Annotated in this window: 20 protein-coding genes; 15 read left to right on the top strand and 5 right to left on the bottom strand. The window is 72.9% G+C overall.

The features are described 5' to 3' along the window. The first annotated feature begins 19 nt into the window (after window positions 1-19). Window positions 20-757 (top strand): SseB family protein, encoded by a 738-nt coding sequence (locus ACWCO8_RS20925; protein WP_362004558.1) that lies wholly within the window; start codon window positions 20-22, stop codon window positions 755-757. A gap of 53 nt (window positions 758-810) precedes the next feature. Here the strand turns inward: ACWCO8_RS20925 and ACWCO8_RS20920 are convergent, their stop codons facing one another. Beyond that, entirely contained in the window at window positions 811-1170 is a 360-nt protein-coding gene (locus ACWCO8_RS20920; protein ID WP_362004561.1) for a DUF1844 domain-containing protein, read from the bottom strand. 333 nt (window positions 1171-1503) lie between these two features. Here ACWCO8_RS20920 and infC point away from each other — a divergent pair, with 333 nt between their 5' ends. The 10 genes from infC (at window position 1504) to ACWCO8_RS20870 (ending at window position 12641) form a co-directional block, all read left to right on the top strand. After that, window positions 1504-2205 (top strand): translation initiation factor IF-3, encoded by a 702-nt coding sequence (infC, locus tag ACWCO8_RS20915; RefSeq protein WP_362005106.1) that lies wholly within the window; start codon window positions 1504-1506, stop codon window positions 2203-2205. A gap of 123 nt (window positions 2206-2328) precedes the next feature. After that, window positions 2329-2523, top strand: a complete 195-nt coding sequence (gene rpmI, locus ACWCO8_RS20910; protein WP_329122635.1) for a 50S ribosomal protein L35 — start codon at window positions 2329-2331, stop codon at window positions 2521-2523. 107 nt (window positions 2524-2630) lie between these two features. Further along, entirely contained in the window at window positions 2631-3017 is a 387-nt protein-coding gene (gene rplT, locus ACWCO8_RS20905; protein WP_043227974.1) for a 50S ribosomal protein L20, read from the top strand. Between the two features lie 175 nt (window positions 3018-3192). Next, entirely contained in the window at window positions 3193-4032 is an 840-nt protein-coding gene (locus tag ACWCO8_RS20900) for a TrmH family RNA methyltransferase (protein WP_451033473.1), read from the top strand. Between the two features lie 82 nt (window positions 4033-4114). Beyond that, window positions 4115-5263: a sensor histidine kinase gene (locus tag ACWCO8_RS20895; protein ID WP_362004567.1), complete on the top strand. Its 1149-nt coding sequence runs from the start codon at window positions 4115-4117 to the stop codon at window positions 5261-5263. A 138-nt stretch (window positions 5264-5401) separates the two neighbouring features. Beyond that, entirely contained in the window at window positions 5402-6529 is a 1128-nt protein-coding gene (gene pheS, locus ACWCO8_RS20890; RefSeq protein ID WP_362004569.1) for a phenylalanine--tRNA ligase subunit alpha, read from the top strand. Continuing rightward, the gene (pheT, locus tag ACWCO8_RS20885) at window positions 6529-9057 is read left to right on the top strand and encodes a phenylalanine--tRNA ligase subunit beta (RefSeq protein WP_451033472.1); all 2529 of its coding nucleotides are present in this window, start codon (window positions 6529-6531) and stop codon (window positions 9055-9057) included. The genes pheS and pheT overlap by 1 nt, the downstream gene beginning before the upstream one ends. A 319-nt stretch (window positions 9058-9376) precedes the next feature. Then, window positions 9377-10456 carry a PP2C family protein-serine/threonine phosphatase gene (locus ACWCO8_RS20880; RefSeq protein ID WP_451033471.1) on the top strand — a complete coding sequence of 360 codons (1080 nt, stop codon included), beginning with the start codon at window positions 9377-9379 and terminating at the stop codon, window positions 10454-10456. A 259-nt stretch (window positions 10457-10715) separates the two neighbouring features. Then, window positions 10716-12059: a transcriptional regulator gene (locus tag ACWCO8_RS20875; protein WP_451033470.1), complete on the top strand. Its 1344-nt coding sequence runs from the start codon at window positions 10716-10718 to the stop codon at window positions 12057-12059. 51 nt (window positions 12060-12110) lie between these two features. Next, on the top strand, window positions 12111-12641 hold the full coding sequence (locus tag ACWCO8_RS20870) for an NUDIX hydrolase (RefSeq protein ID WP_362004580.1): 531 nt from the start codon (window positions 12111-12113) through the stop codon (window positions 12639-12641). Between the two features lie 85 nt (window positions 12642-12726). Here ACWCO8_RS20870 and ACWCO8_RS20865 read toward each other — a convergent pair whose 3' ends face one another. After that, window positions 12727-13587: a 3-hydroxybutyryl-CoA dehydrogenase gene (locus ACWCO8_RS20865; protein ID WP_362004583.1), complete on the bottom strand. Its 861-nt coding sequence runs from the start codon at window positions 13585-13587 to the stop codon at window positions 12727-12729. A gap of 179 nt (window positions 13588-13766) precedes the next feature. On the opposite strand from ACWCO8_RS20865, the gene ACWCO8_RS20860 reads away from it, so the two are divergent. Further along, window positions 13767-15035, top strand: a complete 1269-nt coding sequence (locus ACWCO8_RS20860; protein WP_451033469.1) for a glycoside hydrolase family 10 protein — start codon at window positions 13767-13769, stop codon at window positions 15033-15035. A 36-nt stretch (window positions 15036-15071) separates the two neighbouring features. Here ACWCO8_RS20860 and ACWCO8_RS20855 read toward each other — a convergent pair whose 3' ends face one another. Together ACWCO8_RS20855 and ACWCO8_RS20850 are read right to left on the bottom strand one after the other, a co-directional pair. Further along, complete coding sequence (locus ACWCO8_RS20855) at window positions 15072-15266, bottom strand: DUF1918 domain-containing protein (RefSeq protein ID WP_362004589.1); 195 nt, start codon at window positions 15264-15266, stop codon at window positions 15072-15074. A gap of 99 nt (window positions 15267-15365) precedes the next feature. After that, on the bottom strand, window positions 15366-16301 hold the full coding sequence (locus ACWCO8_RS20850; RefSeq protein ID WP_451033468.1) for a DMT family transporter: 936 nt from the start codon (window positions 16299-16301) through the stop codon (window positions 15366-15368). Between ACWCO8_RS20850 and ACWCO8_RS20845 the strand changes: the two genes are divergently transcribed. From ACWCO8_RS20845 to ACWCO8_RS20835, 3 genes are all read left to right on the top strand, one after another. Continuing rightward, window positions 16300-17736 (top strand): aminotransferase-like domain-containing protein, encoded by a 1437-nt coding sequence (locus tag ACWCO8_RS20845; RefSeq protein ID WP_451033467.1) that lies wholly within the window; start codon window positions 16300-16302, stop codon window positions 17734-17736. The two genes, ACWCO8_RS20850 and ACWCO8_RS20845, sit on opposite strands and share 2 nt — an antisense overlap. Before the next feature lie 205 nt (window positions 17737-17941). Continuing rightward, window positions 17942-18517 carry a histidine phosphatase family protein gene (locus ACWCO8_RS20840; protein ID WP_362004597.1) on the top strand — a complete coding sequence of 192 codons (576 nt, stop codon included), beginning with the start codon at window positions 17942-17944 and terminating at the stop codon, window positions 18515-18517. A gap of 53 nt (window positions 18518-18570) precedes the next feature. Continuing rightward, a complete protein-coding gene (locus ACWCO8_RS20835) occupies window positions 18571-19740 on the top strand; it encodes a methyltransferase (RefSeq protein WP_451033466.1) in 1170 nt (389 codons plus the stop codon). A gap of 2 nt (window positions 19741-19742) precedes the next feature. Here ACWCO8_RS20835 and ACWCO8_RS20830 read toward each other — a convergent pair whose 3' ends face one another. Continuing rightward, window positions 19743-21344 (bottom strand): ABC-F family ATP-binding cassette domain-containing protein, encoded by a 1602-nt coding sequence (locus ACWCO8_RS20830; RefSeq protein ID WP_451033465.1) that lies wholly within the window; start codon window positions 21342-21344, stop codon window positions 19743-19745. Window positions 21345-21347: the final 3 nt, after the last annotated feature.

Here is a 21347-nt window from a genome sequence, read left to right as displayed (position 1 = left end):
CGGCGGTTAGGCTCGGTGCGTGGCGCTCAAGAACATCCCTGACCCCGGTTTCTCCGACGACGACGGAACCGCCGACCCGCGGCTCGCCGAGGCCCTCGCGGCCTGGGCGGTGGACAGAACCGCCCACGGCCCGGTCCTGGCGGCCCTGAAGGACGCGCGCCTGCTCGTCCCCGTCGTCGCCGTCCTCGGCGAGGTCGAGGAGGACCCCGAGACGGGCCTGCGCCGCGAGAAGACCAGCGACATGGCCGTCCCCACGCTCACCGCCGGAGACCGCCGCGCGCTGCCCGCGTTCACGTCGATCGCCTCGCTCGCGCTCTGGGACCCCGAGGCCCGGCCGGTGGCCGTCCCCCTGCACCAGGCCCTCCAGGCCGCCGCGCACGAGAAGGCCGACACCCTCGTCCTCGACCTCGCGGGCCCCGTCCCGTACCAGCTGACCGGCCCCGCGCTGCTCGCCCTCGCCGAGGGCCGCACCAGCCTCGACCCGCTGGACGACCCGGCCGTACGGGACGCGGTACGGAACGCCGTCGCCGCCGAGCCCGCGGTCCTGCGCGCCCACCTCGGCCCCGGGACCGCCGACGGCACGCTCGCCCTCGTCCTCGCCGAGGACGCGGCTCCGGCGGAGGCCGCCCAGCGCGTGGCCCGCGGCCTGGCCGCCGACGAAACACTGAGGGCCCGCCTGGTACGCGGCCTCGACCTGGCACTCCTGCCGGCCTCGGCCACGCCTCCGGGCGAGCCCTTCTACGTACGGAACAGCTGACGTACGGAACTGACGAGGGGTACGGGGGACGACCCCCGTACCCTCGGCCGGTCCTACCCGTACACCGGCCCCGTGTACTTCTCGCCCGGACCCTGGCCCGGCTCGTCCGGGACGAGCGACGCCTCGCGGAAGGCCAGCTGCAGGGACTTCAGGCCGTCCCGCAGCGGCGCCGCGTGGAAGGAGCTGATCTCCGTCGCACCGGCGTCGAGGAGGCCGGCCAGGGCGTGGACCAGCTTGCGGGCCTCGTCGAGGTCCTTGTGCTTCTCACCGTCCTCGGTGAGACCGAGCTTCACCGCGGCGGCGCTCATCAGGTTCACCGCGACGGTCACGATGACCTCCACCGCGGGGACCTCCGCGATGTCACGGGTCATGTCGTCGAAGTCGGGGGACTCGTTCTGGGGCGTCTCGCTCATGCCCCACACGATAAGCGGACCGGGCCGCCCGCCCGGCGCCGCCGTCCCCGTTCGCGTACCGGGACGGGTCCTGCTAACCTGGTGTAACGACCGGCCGGACACCTATGTGCCCGGCCCACAAGTGGAGGCTCCGATCTCCCACCTGGCCGCCCTCGCGGGCGGCGGGTCACCGGTCAGGTGGCGCCCATCGTTCCGTACGGACGATGGAGCCGCCCGATGTGCGCCCCGCGGTTGACCGCGGCGGTGCTCCGGTATTTCCGTGGAGCCCCGCCTGTGTCCCGTCCGGGGCGTTTTTCATGTACCGGCGCGGTAGGTCTACTGAAACAGACATACGTGTCCGTCCGCCAGGCGGTCACGTGGTGCTACCGAGGAGGATCCATCAGCGCCGAGCCCCGCATCAACGACCGGATTCGCGTTCCCGAAGTGCGACTTGTCGGTCCCAGCGGCGAGCAGGTCGGGATTGTTCCGCTTGCCAAGGCCCTTGAGCTTGCTCAGGAGTACGACCTCGACCTCGTCGAGGTGGCGGCGAACGCCCGCCCGCCCGTCTGCAAGCTCATGGACTACGGGAAGTTCAAGTACGAGTCGGCCATGAAGGCCCGTGAGGCGCGCAAGAACCAGGCGCACACGGTCATCAAGGAGATGAAGCTCCGGCCGAAGATCGACCCGCACGACTATGACACCAAGAAGGGTCACGTCGTCCGGTTCCTCAAGCAGGGCGACAAGGTCAAGATCACGATCATGTTCCGTGGTCGCGAGCAGTCCCGCCCCGAGCTTGGCTTCCGGCTGCTTCAGCGGCTGGCTTCGGACGTCGAGGAGCTTGGCTTCATCGAGTCCAACCCCAAGCAGGACGGCCGGAACATGATCATGGTTCTTGGCCCGCACAAGAAGAAGACCGAGGCCATGGCCGAGGCGCGTGAGGCCCAGGCCGCGCGCAAGGCGGAGCGTCAGGGCGGCACGTCCGACGAGACCGCCGAGGCTCCGGCCGAGGACGCTTCGGCCGAGGCTCCCGCCGAGGCCGAGAACCCCGAGGCGTGACCCGAGGGGCTGCCACCCAGGCAGCCCCGGGCCCCGCCCGGAACCACCAAACGAAGATATGACGCTCCTGGTTGTCCGGTGCCCGCACCGGGGGAGCGCCACTGACGAGGAGATAACGGCGCTATGCCGAAGAACAAGACGCACTCCGGTGCCAAGAAGCGCTTCAAGGTCACCGGCTCCGGCAAGATCCTGCGCGAGCGCGCCGGCAAGCGCCACCTGCTCGAGCACAAGTCGTCCAAGCTGACGCGTCGCCTCACCGGCAACGCCGAGATGGCCCCGGGTGACACCAAGACCATCAAGAAGATGCTGGGCATCTGACCGATCGTCTCGTGCCCTCGGTGACGAGGGCCATCCGGCCAGTCCGGGACCAATTCGTTTTCGGGTCGTGTGAGTCCAACCACGACCCCGCTACAAGGAGTTAACAAGTGGCACGCGTCAAGCGGGCAGTCAACGCCCACAAGAAGCGCCGGGCGATCCTCGAGGCGGCCTCCGGCTACCGCGGTCAGCGCTCGCGCCTGTACCGCAAGGCCAAGGAGCAGGTCACCCACTCCCTGGTCTACAACTACAACGACCGCAAGAAGCGCAAGGGCGACTTCCGTCAGCTGTGGATCCAGCGCATCAACGCCGCTGCCCGCCAGAACGGCATGACGTACAACCGCCTCATCCAGGGTCTGAAGGCCGCCAACATCGAGGTGGACCGCAAGATCCTCGCCGAGCTGGCCGTTAACGACTCGAACGCGTTCGCCGCGCTCGTCGAGGTCGCCCAGAAGGCCCTCCCGGCCGACGTCAACGCCCCGAAGGCCGCTGCCTGATCTCCAGGCCGCAGATCTTCCGACCGGACCCGCAGGCCTTCGGGCCTGCGGGTCCGGTCGCGTTCGGTGGCGTTCGGAGCCACGCCCGGCCCTGACCCGCGGCTAGGCCCCGCGCCCCGATCACCCCGGACCCTGACCCCCTCGCCCGGACCGCCGAAAAGAGCCAACCGACCCCATGGGTACCCCTGAGCTGATCTCCCCGCGTTCGCCGCGTGTCGTCGCCGCCAGGCGGCTCGCCAAGCGCAACTTCCGGGGCAAGGACCGCCTCTTCATCGCCGAGGGCCCGCAGGCCGTCCGCGAGGCCGTCCGGCACCGCGGCGGCTCCGGTGAGCCCACCCTCGTCGAGCTCTTCACCACCGTCGAGGCCGCCGAGCGGTACGACGGGATCGTCGACGCCGCCCGCGCGGCCGGCGCCCGGGTCCACTACGCCGACGCCGCCGTCCTCGCCGAGGTCTCCCAGACCGTCACCCCGCAGGGGCTCGTCGGGGTCTGCCGCTTCCTCGACTCGCCGTTCGAGGAGGTCCTCGCGGCCCGGCCCAAGCTGGTCGCCGTCCTCGCCCACGTACGCGACCCCGGGAACGCCGGCACCGTGCTGCGCTGCGCCGACGCGGCCGGCGCCGACGCCGTCGTCCTCACCGACGCCTCCGTCGACCTCTACAACCCCAAGTCCGTCCGCGCCTCCGTGGGCTCCCTCTTCCACCTCCCGGTCGTCGTCGGCGTCCCGGTCGAGCAGGCCGTCGCCGGACTGAAGAGCGTGGGCGTACGGATCCTCGCCGCCGACGGCGCCGGGCAGGACGACCTCGACGACGAGCTGGACGCCGGCACCATGGGCGGGCCCACCGCCTGGGTCTTCGGCAACGAGGCCTGGGGACTTCCCGAGGAGACCCGCGCCCTCGCGGACGCCGTCGTGCGCGTCCCGATCCACGGCAAGGCCGAGAGCCTGAACCTCGCGACGGCGGCCGCCGTGTGCCTCTACGCCTCCGCGCGAGCCCAGCGCCCCCGAACCTCCCGCTGAGGGGCTCCAAAGCGTCACCCGCACCTAGTAGGGTGACGAACTCGGGGGCCCACTGCGCTACACGGAGGGGTGGGGAACGGGGATGACGGTCGGCACGGACAGTCCCGCACAGGCACGGAGTGCCGCGCCGGATGCCCCGGAGGACCCGGGCGGGACCCCGCCCGAGGCGCCGGGCATCCCCGGCATCGACCCCGACGAGCTGCCCGACGGCCTCGTCGTCGCCGACGCCACCGGACACGTCGTCTGCTTCAACGCCGCCGCCGCCCGCATCACCTCCGTACCCCCGGGCAAGGCCCTCGGCCTCCCGCTCGAACAGGCGCTGCCCCTGGAGGACCTCAAGGGCCGCCGCTGGTGGACCCTCACCGACCCGTACGGCGGCCTCGCCACCCGGCGCGGCCAGCCCGAGCGCAACCTGCTCCTGCCCGGCGGCCGCGAGGTCCTCGTCTCCGCCCGCTACGTCCGCGAGCACCCCACCGGGCCCGTCCGCCGCGTCGTCGTCTCGCTGCGCGGCACCGAGGCCAGGCGCCGTACCGAACGCAGCCACGCCGAACTCATCGCCACCGTCGCCCACGAGCTGCGCTCCCCGCTGACCTCCGTCAAGGGCTTCACCGCGACCCTCCTCGCCAAGTGGGAGCGGTTCACCGACGACCAGAAGCGGCTGATGCTGGAGACCGTCGACGCCGACGCCAACCGCGTCACCCGGCTCATCGCCGAGCTCCTCGACATCTCCCGGATCGACTCCGGCCGCCTCGAGGTGCGCCGCCAGCCCGTCGACATCGCCGCCGCCGTCGGCCGGCACATCCAGGCCCACACCACCGGCGGCCAGTCCCCGGACCGCTTCTTCGTCCGCGTCCGGCCCCAGCTGCCCGATCTGTGGGCCGACCCCGACAAGGTCGACCAGGTCCTCGGCAACCTGCTCGAAAATGCGGTGCGCCACGGCGAGGGAACCGTCACCATCGAGGTGGCACCCACCTGCGACACCCCCGACGGAGAGAAGGGAACGGCGGTCACCGTGAGCGACGAAGGCCCCGGCATCCCCGAGGAGTCGATGGGCCGTGTCTTCACCCGCTTCTGGCGGGGGAGCAAGCGAGGTGGCACCGGACTCGGCCTCTACATCGTCAAGGGCATCGTCGAGGCCCACGGCGGAACGATCACCGTCGGACGCGGTCCCCGCGGCGGCGCCGAGTTCCGATTTATCCTGCCCGTCGGCGCCCCGGCCTATCTCGCCTGACGAGATCCACAGCCGCCCGGGCCGCCCACGGGCTCATTCGCGTCCCCGCGCCCCGTTAGACTCGACCTTTGGCACGTTTGCGCCCTTGACGTCGAGCGGGGCCGCGCCCAAGCCAGCCAAACGGAAGCACGGGAAGAGATGTCCGCACCCAATAAGTCGTACGACCCGGTTGAGGTCGAGGCCTTGAAACCGGAAGAGATCGAGCGCATGCGGGACGAGGCGCTCGCCGCCTTCGCCGCCGCGGGTGACCTCGACGCGCTCGCGCACGCGAAGGTCGCGCACACCGGCGGCACCTCGCCGCTCGCGCTGGCCAACCGCGAGATCGGCGCGCTGCCGCCGCAGGCCAAGGCCGCGGCCGGCAAGCTCGTGGGCCAGGCCCGCGGCGCGGTCTCCAAGGCCCTCGCCACCCGCCAGGCCGAGCTCGAGGACGAGCGCGACGCCCGCGTCCTGGTCGAGGAGGCGGTGGACGTCACCCTGCCGTACGACCGCGTTCCGGCCGGCGCCCGCCACCCGCTGACCACGCTCATGGAGCGGGTCGCCGACGTCTTCGTCTCCATGGGGTACGAGGTCGCCGAGGGCCCCGAGGTCGAGGCGGAGTGGTTCAACTTCGACGCCCTGAACTTCGTGCCGGACCACCCGGCGCGCCAGATGCAGGACACCTTCTTCGTCCGGGGCCCCGAGGGCACCACCGGCGACGAGTCCGGTGTCGTGCTGCGGACGCACACCTCCCCGGTGCAGGCCCGCACGCTCATCGACCGGGAGCCCCCGGTCTACGTCGTCTGCCCCGGCCGGGTCTACCGGACCGACGAGCTCGACGCCACGCACACCCCGGTCTTCCACCAGATCGAGCTGCTCGCCGTCGACGAGGGCCTGACCATGGCCGACCTCAAGGGCACCCTCGACCACATGGTCCAGGCGCTCTTCGGGCCCGACATGAAGACCCGGCTCCGCCCGAACTTCTTCCCGTTCACCGAGCCGTCCGCCGAGATGGACATGCTCTGCTACGTCTGCCGCGGCGAGTCCGTCGGCAACCCCGACCGCCCCTGCCGCACCTGCGGCAGCGAGGGCTGGATCGAGCTGGGCGGCTGCGGCATGGTCAACCCCAAGGTGCTCGTCGCCTGCGGTGTCGACCCGGAGAAGTACAGCGGATTCGCCTTCGGGTTCGGCATCGAGCGGATGCTGATGTTCCGCCACAACGTCGATGACATGCGAGACATGGTCGAGGGTGACGTCAGGTTCACCCGGCCGTTCGGGATGGAGATCTGATGCGGGTCCCGCTTTCTTGGCTGCGGGAGTACGTCGACCTGCCGGCGACGGAGACCGGACGCGACGTCCAGGCCAAGCTCATTTCGGCAGGACTCGAGGTCGAGACCGTCGAGCAGCTCGGCGCCGGCCTGACCGGCCCGCTGGTGGTCGGCCAGGTCCGCACCATCGAGGAGCTGACGGAGTTCAAGAAGCCCATCCGCTTCTGCACCGTCGACGTCGGCCAGGCCAACGGCACCGGCGAGCCCCAGGAGATCATCTGCGGCGCCCGGAACTTCGCCGAGGGCGACAAGGTCGTCGTGGCCCTGCCCGGCGCCGTGCTCCCCGGTGACTTCCGGATCGCCGAGCGCAAGACGTACGGCCGGGTCTCCCGCGGCATGATCTGCTCGGGCGACGAGCTCGGCATGGGCGACGACGGCACGCACGGCATCATCGTGCTGCCGCCGGAGCTCGAGATCGGCATCGACGCGACCAAGCTCCTGGAGCTGTACGACGAGGTCCTCGACATCGCCGTCACGCCCGACCGCGGCTACTGCCTCTCGATGCGCGGTGTCGCCCGCGAGACCGCCATCGCGTACGGCCTGCCGCTGCGCGACCCGGCGCTGCTCGACGTGCCCGCGCCGAACTCGTACGGCCACCCCGTCCAGGTCATCGACCCGATCGGCTGCGACCGCTTCACCGCGCGCACCGTCGTCGGGGTCGCGCCCGAGGCGCGCACCCCGATCTGGATGCGCCGCCGCCTGCAGAAGGCGGGCATGCGCCCGATCTCGCTCGCCGTGGACATCACCAACTACGTGATGCTGGAGCTCGGTCAGCCGCTGCACGCCTACGACCGCACCCGGCTCAACGGCCCCATCGGCGTCCGCCGTGCCGCCGCCGGAGAGATCATCACCACGCTCGACGGTGCCAAGCGCGTCCTCGACTCCGGGGACCTGCTGATCACCGACAACACCGGCCCGATCGGTCTGGCCGGTGTGATGGGCGGCGCCCACACCGAGATCGCCGACCCGGTGACCGACCCCGAGACGGGCATCGTCACGGGCACCACCGAAATCGTCATCGAGGCCGCGCACTTCGACGCGATCTCGATCGCGCGTACGGCCCGCCGGCACAAGCTGGCCTCCGAGGCGTCCCGGCGCTTCGAGCGGGGCGTCGACCCGCAGGCCGCCTCCGCCGCCGCGCAGCGCTGCGTCGACCTGCTCGTGCTGCTCGCGGGCGGCACGGCCGAGGCCGGTGTCACCGAGATCGTCGCGCCGTCCGCGCCCCGTACGGTCACCATGCCGGCGAACCACCCGGACAAGGTCGCGGGCGTCGCCTACGGCCGCGAGACCGTCGTCCGCCGCCTCCAGGAGATCGGCTGCGACGTCTACGGGCAGGACGAGCTGATCGTCACCGTCCCGTCGTGGCGTCCCGACCTGTGGGTGCCGAACGACCTCGCCGAAGAGGTCATCCGGCTCGAGGGGTACGAGAACCTGCCCTCGACGCTGCCCAAGCCGCCCGCCGGGCGGGGCCTCACCGAGAGCCAGCGCGTCCACCGCCGGGTCGGCCGCGCGCTGGCCGGCGCCGGTTACGTCGAGGCGCTGAACTACCCGTTCATCGGCGCGCAGGTCTTCGACCAGCTCGGCCTGGACGCGGACGACGCCCGTCGCCGCGTGGTCACGCTCGTCAACCCGCTCTCCGACGAGGAGCCCGCGCTCCGTACGACGCTGCTGCCGGGCCTGCTCGGCGCGCTGCGCCGCAACAACGGGCGCGGCAGCCACGACCTGGCGCTCTTCGAGACCGGTCTGGTCTTCCGGCCGGGCGACCGGCCGGGGGTCGCCGTCCGGCTGCCCGTCGACCGCCGTCCCACCGACGAGGAGATCGGAGGCGTCAACGCCGCGCTTCCGGCTCAGCCGCGCCGCGTCGCCGTCGTCCTCGCGGGCGCCCGCGAGCAGGCCGGCTGGTGGGGCAAGGGCTACCCGGCCGACTGGGCCGACGCGATCCAGGCGGCGCGCACGGTGGCCGCGGAGGCCGGTGTCGAGCTGATCATCAGCTCGGACCAGCACGCCCCGTGGCACCCGGGCCGCTGCGCCGCGTTCCACGTGGTCGTCGACGGCGAGAAGGTCCTCGTCGGCCACGGCGGCGAGCTGCACCCGCGCGTCGTCAAGGCGCTCGGCCTGCCCGACCGCACCTGCGCGATGGAGCTGGACCTGGACCTGGTGGAGCGGGCGAACGAGGGCCCCCTGAAGGCCCCGAGCATCTCCTCCTTCCCGGTCGCCACCCAGGACGTCGCCCTGGTCGTCGACGCGTCGGTCCCGACCGAGACGGTCGAGGCCGCGCTCCGCGACGGTGCCGGTGAACTCCTCGAGGCCATCCGGCTGTTCGACGTGTACACCGGCGACCAGATCGGCGCGGGCAAGAAGTCCCTGGCGTACGCCCTGAAGTTCCGCGCCACGGACCGCACCCTCACGGTCGAAGAGGCCACCGCCGCCCGCGACGCGGCCGTCGCCCTGGCATCCGACCGCACGGGCGCCGTCCTGCGCGGCGCCTGAGCGGAACGCTCCCCGGAGGGGCCGGCCCGGTGAACCCGGGCCGGCCCCTCCGGCGTTGCGGGCGGCCTGCCTCTCCGGTGTTGCGGGCCGGACCCCGCGCTCGCCCTTCGGTCGATCCCCCGTGCGAAGAGGCGGTGTCCGTGCGGGTGGCGGACGGGTGGCGTGGGGCGGCGCGGTGGGGGTGGTCACTCCTTCGGGTGAGATGTCCGGGCGGTGTTCCCTGGTGCCCCGTGAGGTCGGGAGAATCGACGCGGCCACAGGGGCGGGCCTGTGTGCCGCAGGGCCTTCGGGCGCTGCAGGGCCTCAGGAAGGGCCGTGCATGATCCGTACCAGGACGTCGCTCTCCGATGGTTCCCGGCTGCGCAGGCTGGGACCTCTCGCCCTTCCCACCCTCTGGGGTGCCGTGGCCGTGACATGGAAACTCGGCTGTCCACTGGCGCAGCAACCGGGGCTTCCCATGCGGATCGCGACCAGCGTGGTCTTCTTCAGCGTCGGCACCGGACTGATCCTCGGCATCCGCCGGGGCCTCTCGCGCGAACTCGAGCGGGTGCGGGCCATCGCCCACGCCACCCAACGCGTTCTGCTACGACCGCCGCCGCCCCGGCTCGACGGCCTCTCCGTCGCCGCCGGCCAGCTCTCCGCCTCCCGGGGCGCGTCCGTCGGCGGGGACCTCTACGAGGCGGTGGCCACGCCCTACGGCGTGCGGGTCGTCATCGGAGACGTCCGGGGCCACGGGCTCGCCGCCCTCGGCGCGGTCGTCGCGGTCCTCGGCAGCTTCCGCGAGGCCGCCCACGACGAGCCCGAACTCGGCGGGGTCCTGCGGCGGCTCGACCGGGCGCTCACCCGCCATCTGCGCGAGCGGGCGCGGGAGGAGCACCCGGCGGCCTGCGCCGGACGTGAGCCGGAACATCCGGCGGCCGAGGAGTTCGTCACCTTACTGCTCCTGGAGATCGGCAAGGACGGGGAGGTGTACGCGCTCAACTGCGGGCACCCCGGCCCGTACCGGATCGGCCGCCGCGTCGAGCCCGTCCCCGTCGGCGACCCGCTGCCCCCGCTCGGCACGTTCCCGCTGCCGGCCGACCTCACCCCGTACCCCTGCGGCCGGCTCCAGCCGGGCGAGGCGCTCTTCCTGCACACCGACGGCGCGGAGGACGCGCGGGACGGGGCCGGGCGCTTCTTCGGCCTCGAAGCGGTCCTGACCGAGGCCGCCCGTGACACGCCCCTCTCCCCGGCGGCGCTGGTCCACCGCGTGCACGCCGCGCTGCTGCGGCACACCAGGGGCCGACTCGCCGACGACGTCGCCCTGTTGGTCGTCCGCAACGACCGCATGCGGGTTCCGGCGCAGCCCGCCGAACCCGGGCTGCGCCGTACCCGACCTGAACCCTCCCCTCACTGTTGAGCGGACAGGGCCTGAGGCCGGCGCCGCCCGGCCGCCTGGGAGTGTCGGGCAGGTCGGCGGGCGGGCGGCGCGGTGCGGGCCGCCGCACTGTACGAGGGGGAGCCCGGCGGCCCGGGTCGCCTTGCGGCGAGGCGCTCAGTCAACCGGCCCCGAGCGGACGGCGGCAGAGTGCACGGACCGGAAGAACGGGCACTTCATTCACACCCCGTGCGAAACCGCCCACCACTACGCTGGGCGGACCGAGTCGTCGGAGCGGCCCATGCACCCCAACACCCTGCTCGACGCCCTGCTGGACGAGGCGGGCGTCTCGCACGCAGGCCTGGCCGCCCATGTGAACCGGGCCGGCCGCGACCGCGGCCTGGCCCTGCGGTACGAACACACCGCGGTGGCCCGCTGGCTGAAGGGCCAACGGCCCCGCGGCCAGGTGCCCGACCTGATCTGCGAGGTGCTCGCGGCGAGGCTGCACCGGGCGGTCACCCTCGACGACATCGGTCTCGGCGTCTCCGGCGGCGTCGCCGCAGTCGCCCACGGCTCGCCGCTCTCCGCGTTCGTCGAGCGGGCCACCGCCCTGTGGCGCTCCGACGAGCAGCAACGGCCGCACATACTCGGCGTGCAGGCGGTCACCGGCACCCCGGCCGTGATGCCGGTCTGGGAGTGGGAGAACCCGCCGGAGGACTCCGACGTCTCCCGCGACGGCCGGACCCGGGTGTCCACCGCCGACATCACCATGCTCGGCGCCGCCCGGGCGCACTACGAGCAGATGTACCGCAAGACCGGCGGCGTGGCGACCCGGCAGCGGATCGTCGGCTTCCTCAACGCCGAGACCGCCCCGCTGCTGCGCGGCGCGTACGGCGACAGCCTGGGCCGGCAGCTGCACCGCGCCACCGGCGGTCTGGTGGCCGTGGCCGGCATCTGCGCGTACGACTCCGACGCCCTCGGCCTCGCCCAGCGCTACTTCCACCAGGCGCTGCGGCTCGCGAAGGCGAGCGGGGACCGGGGCCTCGGCGCGTACGTGGTCGCGCTGCTCGTCAACCAGTCGCTGTTCATGGGGGAGTACCGGCAGGCGGTCGCGTTCGCCGAGGCGGCGCTGCGCTCGGCGGGGGAGCGGATCACCCCGGCCCTCGCCGCCGACCTCTCGGCGATGCAGGCGAAGGCGTACGCCCATCTCGGCGACGGGGCCGCCGCGTTGGCCGGTATCCGGCGGGCGGAGGCGGAGGCGGAGCGGATCAGGCCCGGGCACGAGCCCGCCGAGACCGGCTATGTCCAGCCGGGCCTGGTCAACGTGCAGGTCGCCGAGGCCCTGCTCAGTCTGGGTGATCTTCCGGCGGCCCGGGAGCACGCGCGGGCGGCGGTGGAGACCCCGGCGCACGACCGGGGCCGCGTGCACCGCCTCGCGATGCTCTGCCAGATCGAGCTGCGGCAGGGGGAGGCCGACGCGGCCGCGCGGACGGCGGTGGAGATGACCGAGCGGGCGCGGGGGATGGAGTCGCAGCGGCTGCGCGACCGGCTGCGGCTGGTACGGGAGCATCTGCTGGCGAGCGACTGCCGGGACGCGCGGCAGGCGGCCGAACTCATCGACGGGGCGCTACGCGTTCCCCTGTGAGCCAAGGACTGCTGCCATATTGCCACCGACCAATCGGAAGGTGGCAGAAACGTGCAGTGGACGAAACTGAGCGAACAACCTGTCTATGAGAACCGCTGGTTCCGGGTGAACCTCGCGGACGTCGAGCTCCCTGACGGCCGCCACCTCGCCCACTATCTGATCCGGCTCCGCCCGGTCGCCGTCGCGACCGCCGTCAACGAGGCCAACGAAGTCCTCATGCTCTGGCGGCACCGCTTCATCACCGACAGCTGGGGCTGGGAGCTGGCCGCCGGTGTCGTCGAGGACGACGAGGACCTCGAAACGGCCGCCGCCCGCGAGATGGAGGAGGAGACCGGCTGGCGCCCGGGGCCCCTGCGCCATCTCCTCACCGTCGAGCCCTCCAACGGCCTCACCGACGCCCGGCACCATCTCTACTGGGCCGAGGAAGCCACGTACATCGGCCCGCCCGAGGACGACTTCGAGTCCTCGCGGCGCGAGTGGATACCGCTCAAACTGATCCCGGACATGATCTCCCGGGGTGAGATCCCGGCCGCCAACATGGCCGCCGGGCTGCTCATGCTCCATCACCTGCGGCTCGGCTGAGAGCGCGGGAAAGCCGAACGGCCCGTACCTGTGCGGGTGTACGGGCCGAACGGTGGTCGGTGGTGCTCAGGAGGTCGATGGGGCCTCAGGAGTACGGGTAGAAGCCCGAGCCGGTCTTGCGGCCGAGCCGGCCCGCGTCCACCATGCGCTGGAGCAGCGGGGGAGCGGCGTACAGCGGCTCCTTGTACTCGGTGTACATCGAGTCGGCGATGGAGACGATCGTGTCCAGACCGATCAGGTCGGCGAGCTTCAGCGGACCCATCGGGTGGGCGCAGCCGAACTCCATGCCGTTGTCGATGTCCTCGCGGCTCGCGATGCCCGACTCGAACATCCGGATCGCGGAGAGCAGGTACGGGACGAGCAGCGCGTTCACCACGAAGCCGGACCGGTCCTGCGCGCGGATCGCGTGCTTCCCGAGCACCTTCTCGGCGAAGAGCTGGGCGCGGCTGATCGTGCCCTCGGAGGTGGTGAGGGCCGGGATGAGCTCCACCAGCTTCTGCACCGGCGCCGGGTTGAAGAAGTGGATGCCGATGACCTGGTCCGGGCGAGAGGTGGCCACCGCCAGCTTGACCAGCGGGATAGAGGAGGTGTTCGAGGCCAGGATCGCGTCGGCCCGGGTCATCACCTGGTCGAGGACCTTGAAGATCTCGGTCTTGACCTGCTCGTTCTCCACCACGGCCTCGATCACGAGGTCACGGTCGGCGAACTCGCCCAGGTCGGTGGTGAAGCTGAGGCGCGCCAGCGTGGCGTCGCGCTCCTCCTCGCTGATCTTGCCGCGTTCGGCGGCCTTCGCGAGCGAGTTGTAGAGCCGCGTACGGCCGATCTCCAGCGCCTCGCCGGTGGTCTCGGCGACCTTCACCTCAAGACCGCTGCGGGCACACACCTCCGCGATGCCCGCGCCCATCTGGCCGCAGCCCACCACTCCGACGCGCTCAATGTCGGCCATGGAGTCCGTCACCTCGTGCCTTTCGCTGTTCACTGGCGGCGGGCCCCGTGTGATTCCGGTGCGTCCGCCTCGACCCCACGACGTTACCGCTCATTAACCGATGATCGATCGGCCGGGTCGGGCATGCTCTGCCTGTAGGTGTGACGTATCCGACACAAGACGGACGGCAAGGTCGACATATGGGTCTGATCGGGAGAAGGGGATTCGTGGCGGGCACGGCCCTCGCGATGCTCGCCACGACGGGCGCGAGCGCGCGGGAGGGCGGGAGCGCGGGAGCGGATCCGGATCCGGGTACCGTGCCGGCGGAGCCGAAGCGGCGGGCGGCGAACGCCTTCCGCGGCATGTGGATCGCCACCGTCTTCAACCGCGACTGGCCCTCCCTCCCAGGCCTCTCGGCCCAGGCGCAGCGGGCCGAACTCCTCGCCCACCTCGACCGGGCCGTCGCCCGCCGGCTGAACGCCGTCGTCCTCCAGGTCCGGCCGACCGCCGACGCCCTGTGGCCCTCGCCGCACGAGCCGTGGGCGGAGTGCCTGACCGGGGTCCAGGGGCGTGACCCGGGCTGGGACCCGCTCGGGACGGCCGTCGAGGAGGCCCACGCGCGCGGTCTGGAGCTGCACGCCTGGTTCAACCCGTACCGTGTGGCGAACCACACGGACCCGAGCCGGCTCGCGGCGGACCATCCGGCCCGACGTCACCCGGAGTGGATCGTTCCTTACGGCGGGAAGCTGCACTACAACCCCGGGCTGCCCGAGGTGCGCGGCTTCGTCCAGGACGCGATGCTCGACGTCCTCGGCCGCTACGAGATCGACGCCGTCCACTGGGACGACTACTTCTATCCGTACCCGGTGGCAGGGGAGGCCTTCGACGACGACGAGGCCTACGCGCGGTACGGCGGGGGCTTCGCGAACCGGGCCGCCTGGCGGCGGAACAACGTCGACCTGCTCGTCTCCGAGGCCTCCGCCCGCATCAAGCAGCTCGCGCCCCAGGTCGCCTTCGGCATCAGCCCCTTCGGGATCTGGCGCCACGCCACCAGCGACCCCCTGGGGTCGAACACCGAGTTGGGCGTGGAGAGCTACGACGATCTGCACGCGGACACCAGGAAGTGGATCAAGGAGGGCTGGATCGACTACGTCGTCCCGCAGCTGTACTGGCACATCGGCAACGCCAACGCCGACTACGCCCAGCTCGTGCCCTGGTGGGAGGCGGTGGTACGGGACACCGGCGTCCGGCTCTTCATCGGCGAGGCGCTCTACAAGGCCGGCGACCCCGCCCAGCCCGCCGCCTGGCAGGACAAGAGGGAACTCTCCCGCCATCTGACCCTCGCCGCGCGGTACCCGGGGGTCGGCGGGCACTGCTTCTTCGCGGCGACGGAGGTCGGCAAGGACCGGATCGGGGCGATGGCGGCCGTGGTGGCCGATCACTACCCGACCTCGGTCCGGTCCGACTGAAGACTGCTCGTTACGACTTCCGGATACGGCTTCTGGTCACGACTTCTCGTGGTGGCGTACGACGGTGTCGGGGCCCGGAGCCATCAGGGCCTCGTGGCCGTCGTCGTCGAACTTGACGCGGTACGGGGGATTGCCGTTCTCGCCGAGCACCTGAAGGACCTCGGCCGTACGGTCGTGCTGACCGACGGTCCGGCCGTGCACCAGCAGTTTGTCGCCCACGCTCGCTTCCATCGGGGTGACCTCCTCGCGGCCGTGCTTGTCCTCGATCCGAGTCTATGTCCGCCATTGTGACCCGCGTCACCCCCGGGCGCGCGTCCAGTCCGCGGCCCGTCAGCTTTTCGCGCGCTGGGTCACCGCGATGCAGACGAGGACGGCGCAGGCCGCGAGGGGTGCGGCGGGCGAGAGCGACTCCCCGAGCAGGGTCACCGACCAGACCAGGGTCAGCAGCGGCTGGGCGAGCTGGAGCTGGCTGGCCCTGGGGATGCCGATGGCCGCCATGCCCCGGTACCAGACGTACAGGCCGAAGAAGGTGGAGCCGGCCGCGACCCACACCAGGCCGACGACACCGTGGGTGTTCAGGTGGACGGGTTCGAACGAGAGGGCGACGGCCGCGCCGACGACCATGAACGGCAGGCAGAGGACCAGGGCCCAGCCGACGACCTGCCAGCCCGGCATGAGCCCCGCCAGCCGCCCGCCCTCGGTGTAGCCGGCCGCGCAGACGAGCAGCGCGCCGAACAGGTACAGGTCGCCGGTCGAGAGGGCTCCGCCGCTCTGCTGGAGCGTGAAGGCGAGGATGACCACGGCGCCGGCGACGGCCGCGAACCAGAACCGGCGGGAGGGGCGGCGGCCGGTGCGGATCGCGGCGAAGGCCGCCGTGGTCAGCGGCAGCAGGCCCACCACGACGGCGGCGTGCGAGGTGGTCGAGGTCCGCAGGGCGAGGGTCGTCAGGAGCGGGAAGCCCGTCACGACTCCGCCCGCGACGACGGCGAGGCCCGCCCAGTGCCGGCGCTCGGGCAGCGGGACCCTCATCGCCAGCAGGAAGGCGCCCGCGATGAGCGCGGCGAGCGTCGAGCGCACGGCGACCAGGGACCAGGGGCCGAAGCTCTCCAGGCCCCAGGCGGTGGACGGGAAGGTGAGCGAGAACGAGACCACGCCCAGGCCGGCGAGGAGCGTGCCGCGGGACCGCGGGGAGGGCGCCGTCGGGGCGGTCCCGGTGGAGCCGACCGCTATCGTCGAAGTCGTAGTAGCGCTATCCTGTGCTGTCATGCACGAGCGTAGCAGCGTCGGTGACCTGGCCACATCCCTGAGAGCGGAGCTGAACCGCTACTCACCCGGCGGGAAGCTGCCGTCCAGTCGCGCCCTCGTCGAGCGGTACCGCGTCTCCCCGGTGACGGTCACCCGCGCCCTCGCCCAGCTCGCCGCCGAGGGCCTCGTCGTCACCCGGCCGGGAGCCGGGGCGTACCGCGCGGAGCCGCGCGAGCGGACGGCCGTCGCCGGCGACACCTCCTGGCAGGAGGTCACGCTGAGCGCCGACGCCGCGACCGAGCTGGTCCCGCGCAGCGTCGACGCGTCCGGAGTCCTCGCGACCCTGTCGGCGCCGCCGGCCGGGGTCGTCGAGTTCAACGGCGGCTATCTGCACCCCTCGCTCCAGCCGGAGAGGGCCATGGCCGCCGCCCTCGCCCGTGCGGGCCGCCGCCCCGGCGCCTGGGGGCGGCCGCCCACCGACGGCCTGCCCGAACTCCGCGCGTGGTTCGCCCGCGAGATCGGCGGCACGGTCACAGCCGCCGACGTGATCGTCACCGCCGGCGGACAGCCCGCGATCGCCACCGCCCTGCGGGCCCTCGCCCCGCCCGGCACCCCCGTCCTCGTCGAGTCGCCCACCTACCCGGGCATGCTCGCCGTCGCCCGCGCGGCCGGCCTGCGCCCCGTACCCGTACCGGCCGACGCCGACGGGGTCCGCCCCGAGCTGCTCGAAGCCGCCTTCCGGGCCACCGGCGCCCGGGTCTTCGTCTGCCAGCCGCTCTTCCAGAACCCGACCGGCGCCGTCCTCGACGCCGAGCGGCGGCGCGCCGTCGTCCGGATCGCGCGGGCCGCCGGGGCCTTCGTCGTCGAGGACGACTTCGCCCGCCTGCTCGTCCACGAGGACGCCGGACCGCTCCCCGTACCCCTGGCCGCCGAGGACCCCGACGGCGTCGTCGTCCACATCCGCTCGCTGACCAAGCCGACCTCGCCCAGCCTGCGCGTCGGCGCCCTCGCCGCGCGCGGCCCCGTCCTGGAACGGCTCCGCGCCATCCAGGTCGTCGACAGCTTCTTCGTCCCGCGCCCCCTCCAGGAGACCGCCCTGGAACTCGTCGGCTCGCCCGCCTGGGGCCGCCATCTGCGGTCCGTATCCCGGGAGTTGAGGGAGCTCAGGGCCGCCATGGCCGGCGCCCTCGCGCGGCACCTGCCCGAACTGGCCCTGCCGCACATCCCGGTCGGCGGCTACCAGCTCTGGCTCCGGCTGCCCGACACCCTGCCCGAGGCCGCGCTCGTCGCGGGCGCGCTGCGGGCCGGGGTCGCCGTCGCCGCCGGCCGCCCGTACTTCAGCGCCGAACCGCCCGCCGGGCACGTCCGCCTCAGCTTCGCGGGCGTGGCCGGGCCCGCCGAGATCGCCGAGGGGGTGCGCCGGCTGCGGACGGCCGTCGACGAGCTCACCGACTGACACCGCCGACCGGGTTTCCTGGGGCTCTTCCGGCCACGGACGATGCGCGTGGTGTGTGTGGGAAGGCCGGATTCGATCCCTTGACGATTCCGGACAAGGGGACGCTTGCCGGACAGCAACCGCCCCCGATCCGCCCTCGGTCGTGACCTGAGCCCGCGCATATGCCCTCTTGACCTGCAAGGCGTCCGGCCTCACGATCGCGCCCATGGGTCTACGGGTCACGCTCGTCGCAGCGGCGCGCAGCTCCTCCCTGCTCGCCGAGCGGTTCGACGACGACCGGCCGCTCGACGAGGCCGGCTGGTACGAGGTACAGCTCGCCGCGCACTCCTTGGTCCCGCTCGGCGCGGCCGAGCTGCGCTACTGCTCCCCGACGCCCCGCTCCAGGGCCACCGGCACCGCGCTCGGCTACGCCCCGCTCGCCCAGCCCGCCCTGCGCGAGTGCGACATGGGCCGCTGGCGCGGACTGACCCTCGCGGAGGTCGCGGCGCTCGAACCCGCCGCCGTCGACGCCTGGCTCACCGACCCGCGCATCGCCCCGCACGGCGGCGAGACCCTGCTCGCCTTCATCGCGCGGATAGGGAGCTGGCTCGACACCCGCCCCGCCGACGACGGCTCCATCGTCGCCGTCGCCGAACCCTCCGTCGTCCGGGCCGCCCTCGTGTACGCGCTGAAGGCGCCGCCCGCCACCTTCTGGAACGTGGACGTCCGCCCGCTGTCCACGGTCACCCTCACCGGACGGCCGGGGCTCTGGCACCTCCACCTCCAGGCGGCGGTGGGCTGAAGGCGGGCAGCCCGGCCGGGTGGGGCGCGGCGAGCGGCTAGCCTGAGAGCACGATGAACCGTTTGACCACGTCATGGGGCGAGTTCCCGCTCACCCGCTTCCCCGAGGACCCGCGCGACCAGCTCCGTGCCTGGGACGCGTCCGACGAGTACCTGCTGAGCCACCTCGCCGAGTCGGACACCGATCTGTCCGGCACGGTCGCCGTCGTCGGCGACCGCTGGGGCGCCCTCACGACGGCGCTCGCGGCTCGCCGCCCCGGCGCGCTCGCGCAGATCTCCGACTCCTACCTCGGCCGCCGGGCGACCACCGAGAACCTGGCCCGCTCGGGCGCCGCCCTGGACGCGGTACGGCTCCTCACCACCCAGGACGCGCCGCCCGAACGGATCGACGTGCTGCTCGTCCGCGTCCCCAAGAGCCTCGCGCTCCTGGAGGACCAGCTGCACCGCCTCGCACCCGCCCTGCACGAGGGCACGGTGGTCGTCGGGACCGGCATGGTCAAGGAGATCCACACCTCCACGCTCCAGCTCTTCGAATCGATCCTGGGCCCCACGCGCACCTCGCTCGCCGTCAAGAAGGCCCGGCTGATCCTCTGCACCCTCGACCCTGCGCGGGACCGGGCCGCGAACCCCTGGCCGTACCGCTACGACCTCCCCGGCGACGCCGGTACCGTCGCCGGGCGGACCGTCGTCAACCAGGCCGGCGTCTTCTGCGCGGACCGCCTCGACATCGGCACCCGCTTCTTCCTGAAGCACCTGCCGAACGACCTCGGCCGCGCCCGGGTCGTGGACCTGGGCTGCGGGAACGGGGTCGTCGGCCTGGCCGTCGCGCTCGCCGAGCCCGAGGCGGAGCTGGTCTTCGCCGACGAGTCGTACCAGGCCGTCGCCTCGGCCGAGGAGAACTTCCGCACCCACGCGGCCCCCGGCCGCACCGCCGAGTTCGTGGTCGGCGACGGGACGGCCGAGCTCGGCGCCGAGTCGGTCGACCTCGTCCTGAACAACCCGCCCTTCCACAGCCACCAGGCCACCACCGACCGCACCGCCCGCCGGATGTTCACCGACGCGCGGCGCGTCCTGCGGCCGGGCGGCGAGCTGTGGGTGGTCGGCAACCGTCACCTCGGCTACCACGTCACGCTGCGCCGGATCTTCGGCTCCTGCGAACTGGTCGCGAGCGACCCGAAGTTCGTGGTCCTGCGGGCGGTGAAGCGGACGGGTCGGGCCAGCTGACCTCAGGCCAGCGCGACCAGCTCCGCGTACTCCTCGCTCCACAGGTCCTCGTCGCCGTCCGGGAGCAGCAGCACCCGGTCGGGACGCAGCGCGTCGATCGCCCCCTCGTCGTGCGTGACCATCACGATCGCGCCCGGGTACGTGCCGACGGCGGCCAGGACCTCGTCGCGGGAGGCGGGGTCCAGGTTGTTCGTGGGCTCGTCGAGCAGCAGGACGTTGGCGCCCGAGTGGACCAGACCGGCCAGCGCGAGCCGCGTCTTCTCGCCGCCTGACAGCACCCCGGCCGGCTTGTCGGCGTCGTCGCCGCGGAAGAGGAACGCCCCGAGGACCCGCCGTACCTCACCGTCCGTCAGATGGGGCGCCGCGGCCGCCAGGTTGGCGCGGACCGTGCGACCGCGGTCGAGCGTCTCGTGCTCCTGCGCGAAGTACCCGATCCGCAGCCCGTGCCCGCGCACCACCCGCCCCGAGTCGGGCACCTCGACCCCCGCGAGCAGCCGCAGCAGGGTCGTCTTGCCCGCGCCGTTGAGCCCGAGCACGACGAGCCGGCTGCCCCGGTCCACGGCGAGGTCGACGCCGTCGATGACCGGTCGACCGCCCCCGTAGGACTTGGTGAGCGACACCGCGCCCAGTGGCGTCCGGCCGCAGGGAGCGGGCTCGGGCAGCCGGATCCGCGCGACGCGCTCGGCCTGCCGTACGGGGTCGAGCCCGTCGAGCAGCCGGTCGGCGCGGCGCGCCATGCTCCGGGCCGTCGTCGCCGTCGCGGAGCGGGCCTTCATCTTGTCCGCCTGGGCGTGCAGCGAGGCCGCCTTGCGTTCGGCGTTGGCGCGCTCCCGGGTCCGGCGGCGCTGGTCGGCGTCCCGCTGGGCGAGGTACCGCGCCCAGCCGGTGTTGTGCACGTCGATCGTGGCGCGCGCCGGATCGAGGTGGAAGACCCGGTTGACCGTGTCGGCGAGGAGCGTCACGTCGTGGCTGATCAGCACGAGTCCGCCCTGGTGGGCGGCGAGGAAGCCGCGCAGCCAGCCGATCGAGTCGGCGTCGAGGTGGTTGGTGGGCTCGTCGAGCAGCAGCGTGCCCTCGCGGCCGTGCCCGGCGAACAGGATCCTGGCCAGCTCGACCCGGCGCTTCTGGCCGCCGGAGAGCGTGCCGACCGCCCGGTCCATGACGTCGGCGGGCAGCCCGAGGCCGGCCGCGACCCGGGCGGCCTCGGCCTCGGCGGCGTACCCGCCCCGGGCCTCGAACTCCGCCTCGGCGCGGGCGTACGCGGCCATGCGCCGCTCGTCGGGGGCCTCGCCGAGGGCGCCGGCGGCCGTGTGCAGGGCGCGCATGGCCCGGTCGAGGCCGCGCGCGGAGAGGATGCGGTCGGTGACGGAGACGGTGGGGTCGGCGGCGCGGGAATCCTGCGCGAGATGGCTGACCTCGCCGGTACGGGTGACGGTCCCGGCGGCCGGCGGGCGCAGCCCGGCCAGGGTGTCGAGCAGGGTGGTCTTTCCCGCTCCGTTGCGACCGACGAGGCCGATCCGGTCGCCGGGGGCGACGTGGAAGGAGAGGTCGGACAGCAGGAGCCGGGCGCCGGCGCGCACGTCGGCGGCACGAACGGTGATCATGGG

The sequence above is a fragment of the Streptomyces sp. NPDC001927 genome (assembly GCF_053594455.1).
Note: the sequence above shows the minus strand (reverse complement) of the source record. Positions and strands in the feature narration are given on the sequence as shown.

Excerpts from the sequence above, each read along its gene's own strand:
- ACWCO8_RS20920 (WP_362004561.1), bottom strand. The coding sequence starts at position 1,170 with ATGAGCGAGACGCCCCAGAACGAGTCCCCCGACTTCGACGACATGACC.
- rpmI (WP_329122635.1), top strand. The coding sequence starts at position 2,329 with ATGCCGAAGAACAAGACGCACTCCGGTGCCAAGAAGCGCTTCAAGGTC.
- ACWCO8_RS20900 (WP_451033473.1), top strand. The coding sequence starts at position 3,193 with ATGGGTACCCCTGAGCTGATCTCCCCGCGTTCGCCGCGTGTCGTCGCC.
- ACWCO8_RS20895 (WP_362004567.1), top strand. The coding sequence starts at position 4,115 with ATGACGGTCGGCACGGACAGTCCCGCACAGGCACGGAGTGCCGCGCCG.
- pheS (WP_362004569.1), top strand. The coding sequence starts at position 5,402 with ATGTCCGCACCCAATAAGTCGTACGACCCGGTTGAGGTCGAGGCCTTG.
- pheT (WP_451033472.1), top strand. The coding sequence starts at position 6,529 with ATGCGGGTCCCGCTTTCTTGGCTGCGGGAGTACGTCGACCTGCCGGCG.
- ACWCO8_RS20880 (WP_451033471.1), top strand. The coding sequence starts at position 9,377 with ATGATCCGTACCAGGACGTCGCTCTCCGATGGTTCCCGGCTGCGCAGG.
- ACWCO8_RS20875 (WP_451033470.1), top strand. The coding sequence starts at position 10,716 with ATGCACCCCAACACCCTGCTCGACGCCCTGCTGGACGAGGCGGGCGTC.
- ACWCO8_RS20865 (WP_362004583.1), bottom strand. The coding sequence starts at position 13,587 with ATGGCCGACATTGAGCGCGTCGGAGTGGTGGGCTGCGGCCAGATGGGC.
- ACWCO8_RS20860 (WP_451033469.1), top strand. The coding sequence starts at position 13,767 with ATGGGTCTGATCGGGAGAAGGGGATTCGTGGCGGGCACGGCCCTCGCG.
- ACWCO8_RS20855 (WP_362004589.1), bottom strand. The coding sequence starts at position 15,266 with ATGGAAGCGAGCGTGGGCGACAAACTGCTGGTGCACGGCCGGACCGTC.
- ACWCO8_RS20845 (WP_451033467.1), top strand. The coding sequence starts at position 16,300 with ATGCACGAGCGTAGCAGCGTCGGTGACCTGGCCACATCCCTGAGAGCG.
- ACWCO8_RS20850 (WP_451033468.1), bottom strand. The coding sequence starts at position 16,301 with ATGACAGCACAGGATAGCGCTACTACGACTTCGACGATAGCGGTCGGC.
- ACWCO8_RS20840 (WP_362004597.1), top strand. The coding sequence starts at position 17,942 with ATGGGTCTACGGGTCACGCTCGTCGCAGCGGCGCGCAGCTCCTCCCTG.
- ACWCO8_RS20835 (WP_451033466.1), top strand. The coding sequence starts at position 18,571 with ATGAACCGTTTGACCACGTCATGGGGCGAGTTCCCGCTCACCCGCTTC.
- ACWCO8_RS20830 (WP_451033465.1), bottom strand. The coding sequence starts at position 21,344 with ATGATCACCGTTCGTGCCGCCGACGTGCGCGCCGGCGCCCGGCTCCTG.